This is a genomic window from Cellulomonas flavigena DSM 20109, from assembly GCF_000092865.1.
In the GTDB taxonomy this organism is placed as follows: domain Bacteria; phylum Actinomycetota; class Actinomycetes; order Actinomycetales; family Cellulomonadaceae; genus Cellulomonas; species Cellulomonas flavigena.
Map to the genome: position 1 here is coordinate 1,614,002 of NC_014151.1, position 13,296 is coordinate 1,627,297.

Annotated in this window: 10 protein-coding genes; all 10 read left to right on the top strand. The window is 74.8% G+C overall.

Annotated elements, in window-relative coordinates:
* Window positions 1–27 precede the first annotated feature (27 nt).
* The 10 genes from CFLA_RS07345 to CFLA_RS07390 all read left to right on the top strand — a co-directional run bounded on the left by CFLA_RS07345 (window position 28) and on the right by CFLA_RS07390 (window position 13,209).
* A complete protein-coding gene (locus CFLA_RS07345; protein ID WP_013116686.1) occupies window positions 28–504 on the top strand; it encodes a DUF2975 domain-containing protein in 477 nt (158 codons plus the stop codon).
* Window positions 505–843: 339 nt separating this feature from the next.
* Window positions 844–4,062, top strand: a complete 3,219-nt coding sequence (ileS, locus tag CFLA_RS07350; RefSeq protein WP_013116687.1) for an isoleucine--tRNA ligase — start codon at window positions 844–846, stop codon at window positions 4,060–4,062.
* The gene (locus tag CFLA_RS07355; RefSeq protein WP_013116688.1) at window positions 4,059–5,444 is read left to right on the top strand and encodes a bifunctional folylpolyglutamate synthase/dihydrofolate synthase; all 1,386 of its coding nucleotides are present in this window, start codon (window positions 4,059–4,061) and stop codon (window positions 5,442–5,444) included. Before ileS ends, CFLA_RS07355 begins: the two co-directional genes overlap by 4 nt.
* Before the next feature lie 78 nt (window positions 5,445–5,522).
* Window positions 5,523–6,518 carry a dihydroxyacetone kinase subunit DhaK gene (dhaK, locus tag CFLA_RS07360; protein ID WP_013116689.1) on the top strand — a complete coding sequence of 332 codons (996 nt, stop codon included), beginning with the start codon at window positions 5,523–5,525 and terminating at the stop codon, window positions 6,516–6,518.
* A 34-nt stretch (window positions 6,519–6,552) separates the two neighbouring features.
* Entirely contained in the window at window positions 6,553–7,194 is a 642-nt protein-coding gene (dhaL, locus tag CFLA_RS07365) for a dihydroxyacetone kinase subunit DhaL (protein ID WP_013116690.1), read from the top strand.
* A 72-nt stretch (window positions 7,195–7,266) separates the two neighbouring features.
* A complete protein-coding gene (dhaM, locus tag CFLA_RS07370; protein WP_013116691.1) occupies window positions 7,267–8,052 on the top strand; it encodes a dihydroxyacetone kinase phosphoryl donor subunit DhaM in 786 nt (261 codons plus the stop codon).
* A gap of 88 nt (window positions 8,053–8,140) precedes the next feature.
* On the top strand, window positions 8,141–8,539 hold the full coding sequence (locus CFLA_RS07375; protein ID WP_013116692.1) for a DUF4233 domain-containing protein: 399 nt from the start codon (window positions 8,141–8,143) through the stop codon (window positions 8,537–8,539).
* Window positions 8,540–8,592: 53 nt separating this feature from the next.
* The gene (ndk, locus tag CFLA_RS07380) at window positions 8,593–9,027 is read left to right on the top strand and encodes a nucleoside-diphosphate kinase (protein ID WP_013116693.1); all 435 of its coding nucleotides are present in this window, start codon (window positions 8,593–8,595) and stop codon (window positions 9,025–9,027) included.
* 130 nt (window positions 9,028–9,157) lie between these two features.
* On the top strand, window positions 9,158–12,718 hold the full coding sequence (gene smc, locus CFLA_RS07385; protein WP_013116694.1) for a chromosome segregation protein SMC: 3,561 nt from the start codon (window positions 9,158–9,160) through the stop codon (window positions 12,716–12,718).
* A gap of 152 nt (window positions 12,719–12,870) precedes the next feature.
* Window positions 12,871–13,209 carry a hypothetical protein gene (locus tag CFLA_RS07390; protein ID WP_148234309.1) on the top strand — a complete coding sequence of 113 codons (339 nt, stop codon included), beginning with the start codon at window positions 12,871–12,873 and terminating at the stop codon, window positions 13,207–13,209.
* The last annotated feature ends 87 nt before the right edge of the window (window positions 13,210–13,296 follow it).

Here is a 13,296-nt window from a genome sequence, read left to right on the forward strand (position 1 = left end):
CGAGAGGTATCGATTGACAATCGATAGATGACGACACTGCTCCGTGCCCTGCTCCGCGTCGCGCTCGGTGCCCTGCTCCTCGGCGCGCTCGTGCTCCAGACGCAGCTGCCGCTGCTCGCCGAGCAGCTCGGCGGTGGCTACGCCGAGACCGCGCACCTGGTCGTGCCCTACGCCGCGGCGGGGATCGCCGCGCTCGCGTGCCTGCAGGTCGCGCTCGTGGCCGTCTGGTGGCTCGTCACCCGCGTCGAGCGCGACGAGATCTTCGCCCCGCGCGCCCGGCGCGGTCTCGACGCCGGCGTCGGCGCCCTCCTCCTGGGGGCGGTCTGCGCCGCCGCGCCGATGGTGCACCTGCTGTTCGTCGTCGGCGTCGGTGGTCCCGGGATCCTCCTCGGTCTGCTGGGGTGCGTCGCGGGCGCGGTCGCGGTCGCGCTCCTCGGCCGGACGCTGCGGGCGGTGCTCGGCGCGGCCGTGGCCGACCACGCCGAGCTCGCCGCCGTCGTCTGACGCGCGGCCGACCTCGCGCCCCGCACGCTCCGGTTGCTCGAGCTCCGCGGCCGCGATCTCGCGGCGCCCATGGTGAGCCCGGGCCCGGGGCGTCGGTATGCTGAGCGCACAGGCATCGACCCGGCCATCACCGGTGAGCCTCCGGAAGAACGGGCCCCGCACCCCGCGGGTCCTCAGTAGAACCGGACGGGGCAGGCCCGTCACAGCCGCAGGCGAGAGGTCGGGGACGCGTCCCCGGCAAGCGAGGTGGTACCGCGGTGGGGTCCGGACGTCCGGACGTCGTCGTCCTCGTGGCCGTGCTGCACCCGCACCCGGGTGCGTGAGACCAGGAGCACCACCGTGGCGTACCCGCTGCACCGCACCTCCCACGACGCCGGCACGACCGTCCCGCCGAGCCCGGACCTGCCCGCGCTCGAGAAGGACGTGCTCGCACACTGGGCCGCGGACGACACGTTCCGCGCCTCCGTCGAGCAGCGCGACGCCGGTGAGAACGGCGCGAACGAGTACGTCTTCTACGACGGGCCGCCCTTCGCCAACGGCCTGCCGCACTACGGCCACCTGCTCACCGGGTACGCCAAGGACGTCGTGCCGCGCTACCAGACCATGCGCGGGCGCCGCGTCGAGCGCCGCTTCGGGTGGGACACGCACGGCCTGCCGGCCGAGCTCGAGGCCGAGCGCAAGCTGGGGATCACCGACAAGTCCCAGATCGACGAGATGGGCATCGCCGCGTTCAACGACGCGTGCCGCGAGTCCGTGCTGACGTACACGAAGGAGTGGGAGGAGTACGTCACCCGGCAGGCGCGCTGGGTCGACTTCGACAACGACTACAAGACGCTCGACGCGTCCTTCATGGAGTCGGTGATCTGGGCGTTCAAGCAGCTCCACGACAAGGGCCTGGCGTACGAGGGCTACCGCGTCCTGCCCTACTGCTGGCGTGACGAGACGCCGCTGAGCAACCACGAGCTGCGCATGGACGACGACGTGTATGCCGCGCGCCAGGACCCGGCGCTGACGGTCGTGCTGCCACTCGTCGACGCGCCCGTCACGCTCGCCGACGCCTCGCTGCTCATCTGGACGACGACGCCGTGGACCCTGCCGTCGAACCTCGCCGTCGCGGCCGGACCGGACATCGACTACGTCGCCGTGCGCCCCGCCGAGGGCGCGTTCGCCGGTCGCACCCTCGTGCTCGCGGCGTCGCGGCTCGCGGCCTACGCGCGCGAGCTGGGGGAGTCGCCGGAGGTCGTCACGCGGCTCACGGGCGACGACCTCGTCGGTCTGCGCTACACGCCGCCGTTCGCGTACTTCACCGGCCGGGAGAACGCCCACCAGGTCCTCGCCGCCGACTTCGTCACCACCGAGGACGGCACGGGCCTGGTGCACCTCGCACCGGCGTTCGGCGAGGACGACGCCGCGGTGTGCCTCGCGGCGGGCATCGCGACCGTCGTGCCCGTGGACTCCAAGGGCAGGTTCACCACCGAGGTGCCCGAGTACGCCGGGCAGCAGGTGTTCGACGCCAACCCCGGGCTGATCCGCGAGCTCAAGGAGCGCGGCCTCGTCGTGCGCCACGAGACCTACGAGCACTCCTACCCGCACTGCTGGCGGTGCCGGAACCCGCTGATCTACAAGGCCGTGTCCTCGTGGTTCGTGCGCGTGACGGAGTTCAAGGACCGCATGGTCGAGCTCAACCAGGGCATCGAGTGGATCCCCGGCCACATCAAGGACGGCCAGTTCGGCAAGTGGCTCGAGAACGCGCGCGACTGGTCGATCAGCCGCAACCGGTACTGGGGCACGCCCATCCCGGTGTGGGTGAGCGACGACCCGGCGTACCCGCGCGTCGACGTGTACGGCTCGTTCGCCGAGCTCGAGGCCGACTTCGGCCGCCTGCCGCTCAACGACAAGGGTGAGCCGGACCTGCACCGGCCGTTCATCGACGAGCTGACGCGCCCCAACCCGGACGACCCCACGGGCCGGGCGACGATGCGCCGCATCCCCGACGTGCTCGACGTGTGGTTCGACTCCGGGTCGATGCCGTTCGCGCAGGTGCACTACCCGTTCGAGAACCGCGAGTGGTTCGAGCACCACTACCCGGGCGACTTCATCGTGGAGTACATCGGGCAGACGCGCGGCTGGTTCTACACGCTGCACGTGCTGGCCACGGCGATCTTCGACCGCGCCGCGTTCCGCAACGTCATGTGCCACGGCATCGTCCTGGGCGACGACGGGCGCAAGGCGAGCAAGTCGCTGCGCAACTTCCCCGACCCCGTGCTCATGTGGGACAAGTACGGCTCCGACGCCGTGCGCTGGTCCCTCATGTCCTCGACCATCCTGCGCGGCGGCAACCTCGTCGTGACCGAGGAGGGGATCCGCGACGGCGTGCGCCAGGTGCTGCTGCCGCTGTGGAGCACGTACTACTTCTTCACGCTGTACGCGGGCGCGGCGGACGAGGGGCGCGGGTACACGGCGCAGCGCGTCACCGCGGAGCGGGCCGCGGGGCTCGCGCCGATGGACCGCTACGTGCTGGCCCGTACGGCCGACCTCGCGTCGTCGCTCACGGCCCAGCTCGACGACTACGACATCCCCGCGGCGTGCGAGGCGGTGCGTGAGCACCTCGACCTGCTGACGAACTGGTACGTGCGCACGCAACGCGACCGGTTCTGGTCGGAGGACGCCGACGCGTTCGACACGCTGTGGACCGCGCTCGAGGAGCTCACGCGCGTCATGGCGCCGCTGGCGCCGCTGGTCGCCGAGGAGGTGTGGCGCGGCCTGACCGGAGGCCGCTCGGTGCACCTGGCCGACTGGCCGGCGACCGACGAGGCGCTCGTGCAGGACGACGCGCTCGTCGGCGCGATGGACGAGGTGCGGGCCGTGGTGTCCGCGGCGCTCGGCCTGCGCAAGGCGCACCAGGTGCGTGTGCGGCAGCCGCTGCGCAGGCTCACCGTGGCCGTCACGGACCCCGCAGCGCTCGCGCCGTACACCGACCTGCTCGCGGCCGAGCTCAACGTCAAGCACGTCGACGTCGTCGAGGCAGACGCGGCCACCGCCGAGCGCTTCGGCATCGTGCAGCGGCTCGCGGTGAACGCACGCGCCGCCGGCCCTCGCCTGGGGCGCGCCGTGCAGCACGTCATCAAGGCGTCCCGTGCGGGCGCCTGGCGCGTCGAGGGCGAGACCGTGGTCGTCACGACCGACGACGGCGACGTCGCGCTCGAGCCCGCCGAGTACGAGCTGACCACCGTGGTCGGGGACGGCACCGGGAGTGACGTCGCGGCAGCCGTGCTGCCCGGCGGTGTGCTCGTCGTGCTCGACCTGGCACTGGACGACGCGCTGCGCGCCGAGGGCTACGCGCGCGACGTCGTGCGGGCCGTGCAGGACGCGCGCAAGGGCGCCGGGCTGCACGTCGCGGACCGCATCGCACTGAGCCTGCAGGTGCCCGCGGCGCACGTCGCGGACGTCGAGGCGCACCGGGAGTTCGTCGCCGCCGAGACGCTCGCCACGTCGGTGACCGTCGAGGCCGCCGACGTCGCGGAGGTCGCCGTGACCGTTGCGCGGGCCGACGCGTGAGCCGCGAGCGCGGTGGCGCCGACCACCTGAGGGACGAGGCGGCGCGGGCGGCGCGCGAGGCCGCCGACGAGGTCTACCGGGCGATCCTCACGCGCACGCCCGAGCACGACTTCGACCTGCGCCTGGACCGCGTGCGTGACGTGCTCGAGCTGCTGGGCGACCCGCAGCGCGCGTTCCGTGCGGTGCACCTCACGGGCACCAACGGCAAGACGTCGACCGCACGCATGGTCGAGCGGCTGCTGCGCGAGCACGGTCTGCGCACCGGGCGGTTCACCAGCCCGCACCTCACGCGGGTCACCGAGCGCATCAGCATCGACGGCGAGCCGATCAGCGACGAGCGCTTCGTCGAGGTCTGGCAGGACGTCGCGCCGTACGTGCAGATGGTCGACCAGCGGCACGTCGAGCGGGGCGGCCAGCAGCTCTCGTTCTTCGAGGTGTTCACGGTCATGGCGTACGCGGCGTTCGCGGACGCGCCCGTCGACGTCGCCGTGGTCGAGGTCGGCCTCGGCGGTCGCTTCGACGCGACCAACCTCGTCGACGCCGAGGTCGCCGTCATCACGCCGATCGCGATGGACCACGAGCGGTACCTCGGGGACACGCTCGTGCAGATCGCGTCGGAGAAGGCCGGCATCGTCAAGGACGGCGCGACGCTCGTGCTCGCGCACCAGGCCGAGGACGTCGAGGGCGTCGTGCTGGCGGCCGCCGCCGAGCGCGGCGCGCGAGTCGTGCGCGAGGGCGTCGACGTCGCGGTGGTCGAGCGGCAGGTCGCCGTCGGCGGTCAGGTCGTCGCGCTGCGTGGCCTCGGCGGTGTCTACACCGACGTCTTCCTGCCGCTGCACGGCGAGCACCAGGCGCACAACGCGCTGCTCGCGCTCGTGGCGACCGAGGCGCTCCTGACGGGCGGTGCAGCCCTCGACGGTGGCGTCGTCGAGGCGGCGTTCGGGGACGCGACGTCGCCCGGCCGACTCGAGGTCGTGCGTGCGAGCCCCACCGTGCTGGTCGACGGCGCGCACAACCCCGCCGGCGCGGAGGCGCTCGCCGCCGCGGTGGAGGAGGCGTTCGCGTTCCAGCGGCTCGTGGGCGTCGTCGGTGTGATGGCGGACAAGGATCCCGAGGGCATCCTCGCGGCCCTCGAGCCGCTCCTCGACGAGGTCGTCGTGACCCAGGCCTCGGGCGTCCGGGCCCTGGACGCGGACGACCTCGCGGCGGTCGCCGTCGAGGTGTTCGGCGAGGACCGTGTGCACGTCGCCGCCCGCCTGCCCGACGCCCTCGACGCCGCCGTGCAGAGAGCCGAGAGCGAGGTCGAGCGCGGCGCGGGGGTCCTGGTGACGGGATCGATCCTGCTCGTCGCCGAGGCGCGCGTCCTGCTGGGCAGGCCGTGAGCGGCGTCTCGCCTTGACGTCCGTCCGGGGCCGGGGTGAGGTGGGCGGTACACCGCCGGTACGTCGAGGGAGCCGAGCGTGAAGAAGCTCATCAACGACCCGCAGGACGTCGTCGTCGAGACGCTCGAGGGGTTCGCGCTCGCGCACGCCGACCTCGTGCAGGTGCACACCGACCCGGCGTACGTGACGCGCACCGGCGGCGCCGTGCCGGGCAAGGTGGGCCTCGTGTCCGGCGGCGGCAGCGGGCACGAGCCGCTGCACGCGGGGTTCGTGGGCGTCGGCATGCTCGACGCGGCCGTGCCGGGCGCGGTCTTCACGTCGCCGACGCCCGACCAGATCGCCCCCGCGATCGCGGCGGCGGACGGCGGCGCGGGCGTCCTGACGATCGTGAAGAACTACACGGGCGACGTCCTCAACTTCGAGACGGCCGCCGAGCTCGCGGAGGTCGAGGGCATCACCGTGCGCCAGGTGCTCGTGAACGACGACGTCGCCGTCGAGGACTCGCTGTACACCGCGGGCCGGCGCGGCGTCGCGGGGACGGTCGCGGTCGAGAAGATCGCGGGCGCGGCGGCCGAGCGCGGCGACGACCTCGACGCGGTCGCGGCCCTGGCCCGGCGCGTCGTCGACAACGTGCGCTCCATGGGCCTGGCCCTCACGGCGTGCACCGTGCCGCACGTCGGCCGCCCCAGCTTCGACCTCGGCGACGACGAGATCGAGATCGGCATCGGCATCCACGGTGAGCCGGGCCGGCACCGCGTCGGCCTCGAGCCCGCGGACGCCCTGACGGAGAAGCTGCTCACGCCCGTCGTGGAGGACCTGGGCCTGACGGGTGGCGAGCAGGTGCTGCTGCTCGTCAACGGCATGGGTGGGACGCCCGCCTCGGAGCTCTACGTCGTCTATCGTCGGGCACGCGCGTTGCTCGCCGAGCGCGGGATCGAGGTGACCCGCTCGCTCGTCGGCAACTACGTGACATCGCTGGAGATGCAGGGTGCGTCCGTCACCGTCCTCCGGCTGGACGACGAGCTGACCGCCCTGTGGGACGCTCCGGTGCACACGGCAGCGCTGCGCTGGTGAGCGACACGAGCGGGGACCCGGGGAGGCTGGGCGGATGACGCTGGACGCGGCATGGGCCGTCGACTGGGTGCGGCGCAGCGCCGCGGCCGTCGCCGAGCACCGGGACGAGCTCGTGGAGCTGGACCGGCAGATCGGCGACGGCGACCACGGCGAGAACCTCGACCGCGGCTTCCGCGCGGTCGTGGCCAAGCTCGACGCGCTCGACGCCCCGCCCGCGAGCGTCGGCGACGTGCTCAAGCTCGTCGCGACGACCCTCATGTCGACCGTCGGCGGTGCCGCCGGACCGCTGTACGGCACGGCCTACCTGCGCGCGTCGAAGACCGGCGCCGCCCGGGAGCTCGGTGCGGACGGCGTCGTGGCGCTGCTGGAGGCGGCGCTCGACGGGATCGTCGCGCGCGGCCGCGCCGGGGCGGGGGAGAAGACGATGGTCGACGCGTGGACGCCGGCGGTCGCCGCGGCCGTCGAGGCGGCCGACCACGGTGCTCCGCCCTCGGCAGTGCTCGCAGCGGCGGCGCAGGGGGCGCACACCGGTGCGATCGCGACCGTGCCGCTGGTGGCCACCAAGGGGCGCGCGAGCTACCTCGGCGAGCGGTCGGCCGGGCACCTCGACCCGGGGGCGCGCTCGAGCGAGCTCATCCTGGTCGCGGCCGCCCAGGCGGCAGCGGCGGCGGACTGACGATCGACGACCGCTCCCACCCGGGGGCGGCGCGGACGCGCGACGACGACGTCGCGGGGGAGGCAGGATCCGGTGACGGACCGCTGGGCGCCGGTGGCGCTGGTGCTGGTGTCGCACTCGCGTGCGCTCGCGGAGGGCACGGTGGAGGTGGCCGCGCAGATGGCGCCAGGCGTGCGCCTGGTCGCCGCGGGTGGCACGGACGACGGACGGCTGGGCACGAGCTTCGACCGCGTCGACACCGCCGTGCGCGATGCGACGAGCGACGGCCGGTCCGCGGTGGTGGTCGCCGACCTGGGGTCCGCGGTCCTGACGTCCGAGGCTGTCGTGGAGATGCTCGACGAGCACCTCGCCGCGCGTGTGCGGATCGCCGACGCGCCGTTCGTCGAGGGTGCCGTGGCTGCGGCGGTGACCGCGCACGGGAAGGCCGACCTGGCCGCGGTGCTCGCGTCCGCGCACGCCGCGGCGGCCACGTTCCGGCCGGCCCCCGGCGGCCCGGACGTGCCGTCGGCGCGCCCCGCGGCCGCGATCGAGTCCCTGGGGGCGGTGCCGGTAGCTGCCCCGCCGTCCGTGCCGGCGACGGCGCCGACCGTCGCGCCCGACGGCTCCGTGCAGGCCTCGGCGGCGCTGCGCAACCCGCTCGGGCTGCACGCCCGGCCGGCGGCGCTCATCGTGCGGATGCTCGCGCACTACGACGCCAGGGTCCAGGTGAACGGCGTGAACGCCGCGAGCGTCCTGGAGCTGATGAAGCTCGGGGCGACACGTGACGACGTGCTGACCATCACCGCACAGGGCCCGCAGGCGAGCGAGGCGGTCGAGCGGCTCGTCGCCGACGTCGAGGCCGGCTTCGGCGAGGTGTGACGCACGCGACGCCGTGCGCGAGGGTGCTCCGGCGTCCGCGGTGCCCGGCGGGCGCGGGTGATGGCCCGGCCGCGGCTAGCCTGGTCGGATGAGCGCGCACCAGCCCGCCCCGACCCGGCCCAAGCGTTCGGCGAAGCCGCAGTTCACGCAGATGACGCTGCTCCTCGAGGCGTTCGTCGTGGCCTTCGCGACGCTCGTCGCCTTCGGCCTGCGCGTCGCGCCCCCCGCGACCGTGTGGACGCTCGGGGGTGTGACGTTCCTGATCCTCGTGCTGCTGTCCGGGTACGTGGGCCGTCCCGGCGGCTACGTCGCCGGGACGCTCGCACAGCTGGCCGTGCTCGGCTTCGGCGTCCTCGTGCCGATGATGTACGGCGTCGGCGCGGTGTTCGTGGCGATGTGGTTCGTGTCGCTGCGCCTCGGCGGGCGCATCGACCGGGAGCGTGCCGAGTGGGACGCGGCGCACCCGGAGGGGCCCACGCCCGCCTGAGACGGGTGCGCGGTGCGGGCGGCCGCGGGCCGTCCGCCGATAGGGTGACGGGCATGACTGACGCACCTGCACCGCAGCGCACTCTCGTCCTCGTCAAGCCCGACGGTGTGCGCCGGGGTCACGTCGGGGAGGTGCTGCGTCGCATCGAGGCGAAGGGCTATACGCTCGTCGCCGTCGAGCTGCGGCACGCCGACGAGGCCCTGCTCGCCGAGCACTACGCCGAGCACGCCGGCAAGCCGTTCGTCGGTGCCCTCGTCGACTTCATGCGCTCGGGCCCCGTGCTCGCGGCCGTCGTCGAGGGGCACCGCGTCATCGAGGGCTTCCGCTCGCTCGCCGGGGCGACCGACCCGACGGTCGCGGCCCCCGGCACGATCCGCGGCGACCTCGCCCGCGACTGGGGCACCAAGCTCATCGAGAACGTCGTGCACGGCTCGGACGGCGAGGAGTCCGCGGCGCGCGAGATCGCCCTCTGGTTCCCCGCGCTCTGACCCACCGGTCCTCGGGCGGACCGTGCGGGGGTGCCGTCGCACGACGGCACCCCCGCACGCCGTCCCGAGGGCGCGCCGCGTCGTGCCGCACGTGCGCGGGGAGGGTGCCGACGTTGCCTAGGCTGCCTACGTGCACCTCAAGACCCTGACCCTGCGCGGGTTCAAGTCGTTCGCCTCGGCGACGACCCTGAGCTTCGAGCCGGGCATCACGTGCGTCGTGGGGCCGAACGGCTCGGGCAAGTCGAACGTCGTCGACGCGCTCGCCTGGGTCATGGGGGAGCAGGGCGCCAAGTCCCTGCGCGGCGGCAAGATGGAGGACGTCATCTTCGCCGGCACGTCCGGCCGCCCGCCGCTGGGCCGCGCCGAGGTGTCGTTGACGATCGACAACACGGACGGTGCGCTGCCGATCGAGTACTCCGAGGTCACGATCTCCCGCACGCTGTTCCGCAACGGCGGCTCGGAGTACGCGATCAACGGGCGCGCGTGCCGGTTGCTCGACATCCAGGACCTGCTGTCCGACTCCGGTCTGGGCCGTGAGATGCACGTCATCGTCGGGCAGGGGCAGCTCGACGCCGTGCTCCGCGCGACGCCCGAGGAACGCCGCGGGTTCATCGAGGAGGCCGCGGGCGTCCTCAAGCACCGCAAGCGCAAGGAGAAGGCCCTGCGCAAGCTCGACGCGATGCAGGGCAACCTCACGCGCCTCGGCGACCTCACGGCCGAGATCCGCCGCCAGCTCGGACCGCTGGGCCGGCAGGCCGAGGTCGCGCGCAAGGCCGCGGTCGTGCAGGCGGACCTGCGGGACTCGCGCGCACGTCTCCTCGCCGACGACCTCGCGCAGCTGCGCGCCCGGCTCGAGCAGGAGATCGCCGACGAGTCCGCGGTGCGCGAGCGCCGCGAGCTGGTCGAGGGGGAGCTCGCCGAGGCGCGTGCCCGGCTCGGTGCGCTCGAGCGGGAGGCCGCGGAGGCCGCTCCCGCCGTGAGCGAGGCCGGGGAGGTCTGGTACCGCCTGTCCTCGCTGCGCGAGCGCGTGCGTGGGACCGCGTCCCTCGCCGCGGACCGTGCGCGTCTGCTCGGCACGGCGTCCGCCGAGCGCACCGGCGGGCAGGACCCCGCCGATCTCGAGGCCCAGGCCGAGCGGGTGCGTCGCGCCGAGGCCGAGCTCGCCGCCGAGGTCGACCTCGCGCGCACCGCCGTCGCCGCCGCGGGTGCGGCGCGGCAGGAGGCGGAGACCGCCGCCGCCGCCGCCGAACGCGCGCTGGCCGATCTGCAGCGGGCGGCGGCGGACCGCCGGGAGGGCGTCGCGAGGCTCGCAGGGCAGGTGGCCGCACGCCGCAGCCGGGTCGAGGCGACCGAGGCCGAGATCGGCCGCCTGCGCGAGAGCCTCGCGGCCGCCGAGGAGCGTGCCCGCGAGGCGACCACCCGGTTCGCCGCGCTCGAGACCCAGGTGGCGGGTGTCGAGGAGGGCGAGGAGGGCCTCGATGCCGAGCACGAGGCGGCGGCCGAGGCCCTGGACGCGGCCACGGAGCGCGTCGCGTCCCTCGAGGAGGAGCTGCGCGCCGCCGAGCGCGAGCGCGACCAGCAGACGTCGCGCGCCGAGACCCTCGAGCTGTCGTTGGACCGCAAGGACGGCGCCGGGGCGCTGCTCGCGGCCGACGGGCTGCCGGGTGTCGTCGGGTCCGTCGCGGCGCTGCTGAGCGTGGACGCGCGCGACGAGGAGGCGATCGTCGCCGCGCTGGGTGCCGTGGCCGACGCGGTCGCCGTCGAGTCGGTGGACGCGGCTGTCGACGCGATCCGGCACCTGCGCACCGAGGACGCAGGCCGCGCGACGCTCATGGTCGCCGGCGCCGGCGAGGTCGCGGTCGCCGACCTGCCGTCCGGGGTCGAGCGCGCCGTCGACCTCGTGCAGGCCCCGGCTGCGGTGCGAGACGCGGTGCGCGCGCTGCTCGCCGACGTCGTCGTCGTCGACGACCTCGCCGCCGCGCGCCCCCTGGTCGCCTCCCACCCCCACCTCGTCGTCGCGACGCGCGCCGGCGACGTCCTGTCCCGCTTCCGCGCGTCGGGTGGGTCGGCGTCCGCGCCGAGCGCGCTGCACCTGCAGGGAGCGCTCGACGCCGCGCGGGCCGCCGCGGCCACGGCCACGGCCGCCGCCGAGCGGCTGCGCTTCGATCTGACGGCCGCGCGCGACGCGCGCGCCGCCGCGCAGGCCGAGGTGGACGCGACGCTCGACCGCCTCAACGAGTCCGACGCCGCGCTGGCGGCCGTCGCCGAGCAGCTCGGCCACCTGGGGTCGGCCGCGCGCGCGGCGCGTGCGGAGGCCGAGCGGGTGCAGCGCTCCCTCGACGCGGCGGGCACGACGCTCGCCGAGGACCACACGACGCTCGCCGAGCTCACCGCGCGGCTCGCGGCCGTCGAGGTCGCACCGGAGGACTCCGAGGCGTCGATCGCGCAGGCCACGGGGCGACGGGACGCGACGGCCGCCGAGGCGACGGCGGCACGCGGTCGGGAGACCGAGGCTCGCCTGACGCTGCGCACGGGGGAGGAGCGGGCGCGTGCGCTGGCCGGACGCGCCGAGTCGCTCGAGCGCGCGGCGGCGTCCGAGCGCGCGGCACGTGAGAAGGCCGCGCGTCGGCAGGAGGAGCGCGCCCGGCAGGCGGCCGTCGCGCTCGCCGTGCACACCGCCGCCGTGCACACCGGCGGGCTGCTCGACCGTGCGCTGCGTCGCGCGTCCGACGCGCGGGACGCCGCCGAGGCGGCACGCGCCGAGCGGGACGCGGCGCTCGCGGCGGTCCGCACCCGCGTCGACGGGCTCGCGCGCGACCTCGCCGAGCTCACCGACGTCGCGCACAAGGACGAGGTCGCGCGCGCCGAGCAGCGGCTGCGCATCGAGCAGCTCGAGACGCGCGCCGTCGAGGAGCTCGGTCTGGACCCGCAGGTGCTCCTCGACGAGTTCGGCCCGCACCGCGACGTGCCCGTCGTCCCCGTGCCCGGCGCGGAGCCGGACGAGGACGCGCCGACCGCCGTGCCGTACGTGCGCGCCGAGCAGGAGAAGCGGCTGCGCGCCGCCGAGCGCGCGCTGGCGCTGCTCGGCAAGGTCAACCCGCTCGCGCTCGAGGAGTTCGCCGCGCTCGAGGAGCGGCACCAGTTCCTCGTCGAGCAGCTCGCCGACCTCAAGAAGTCGCGCGCGGACCTCCTGGAGATCGTCAAGGACATCGACGAGCGCGTCGAGCGGGTGTTCTCGGACGCCTACCGCGACACCGCGGCGGCGTTCGACGACGTGTTCCCGCGGCTGTTCCCGGGCGGTGAGGGCCGGCTCGTCCTCACCGACCCGGACGACATGCTCACCACGGGCATCGAGGTCGAGGCGCGGCCTGCGGGCAAGAAGGTCAAGCGGCTCTCGCTGCTGTCCGGCGGCGAGCGCTCCCTGACGGCCGTCGCGCTGCTGGTCGCCATCTTCAAGGCCCGGCCCAGCCCGTTCTACGTCATGGACGAGGTCGAGGCCGCGCTCGACGACGCCAACCTCGGCCGTCTGCTGGGGATCTTCCGCGAGCTGCAGGAGGACTCCCAGCTCATCGTCGTGACGCACCAGAAGCGCACGATGGAGATCGCCGACGCGCTGTACGGCGTGACGATGCGGGGCGACGGCGTGACGACGGTCATCAGCCAGCGCATGGCGGAGGACGTGCCGGCGTAGGGGCGGCCGCCCGCCGCAGGACCCGCGCGGGCCGAGCGGGCGGCGGGCGTGTCGGCGCGGCCGGGTGACGCCGTGTGAAGGTTGTGCGCGGGTTCGGCCCGACGGTCGTGCGTCGCCGGGCGACGGCCACGCGGGCGTCGGACACTGGGAGCGTGGCCGTCGTGATCTGGATCCTGCTGTCCCTGCTCGCCGCTGCCGCGGTGCTCGTCCTGGTGTCCTCGCGTTCCGACGAGGACGGACCATGGCGCACCTTCCGTCGCGGGTGGAAGGCCCGTCGCGACCCCGACCCCGAGCAGGCGGCCGCCGCCCGCGCGGCGTCCGCTGCACCGGTCGACCTGTCGCTCGCCGACTTCCTGCGGGCGACCGCGTCGGAGGGGGACGGCTACCTGAACCCCGACGACCTCGTCGAGAACGTGCGCCACGCCACGGAGCGGGCGACGGCCGTCGTGCGGCCGCGCCGCGGCCGGGAGCTGCACCGCACGTCGCGCTGACGGCGCGGGGTCCGGCGTCGCCGCGCGGTCCCGCGTCGTGACGTGAGACGCGGCACGCGGGCCTCGGGTCGCCCGGAGGCCGCGGCG

Bases quoted from the DNA above. Each gene is read 5' to 3' on its own strand.
- CFLA_RS07345 (WP_013116686.1), top strand. From the start codon at position 28: ATGACGACACTGCTCCGTGCCCTGCTCCGCGTCGCGCTCGGTGCCCTG.
- dhaL (WP_013116690.1), top strand. From the start codon at position 6,553: ATGACGCTGGACGCGGCATGGGCCGTCGACTGGGTGCGGCGCAGCGCC.
- CFLA_RS07375 (WP_013116692.1), top strand. From the start codon at position 8,141: ATGAGCGCGCACCAGCCCGCCCCGACCCGGCCCAAGCGTTCGGCGAAG.
- ndk (WP_013116693.1), top strand. From the start codon at position 8,593: ATGACTGACGCACCTGCACCGCAGCGCACTCTCGTCCTCGTCAAGCCC.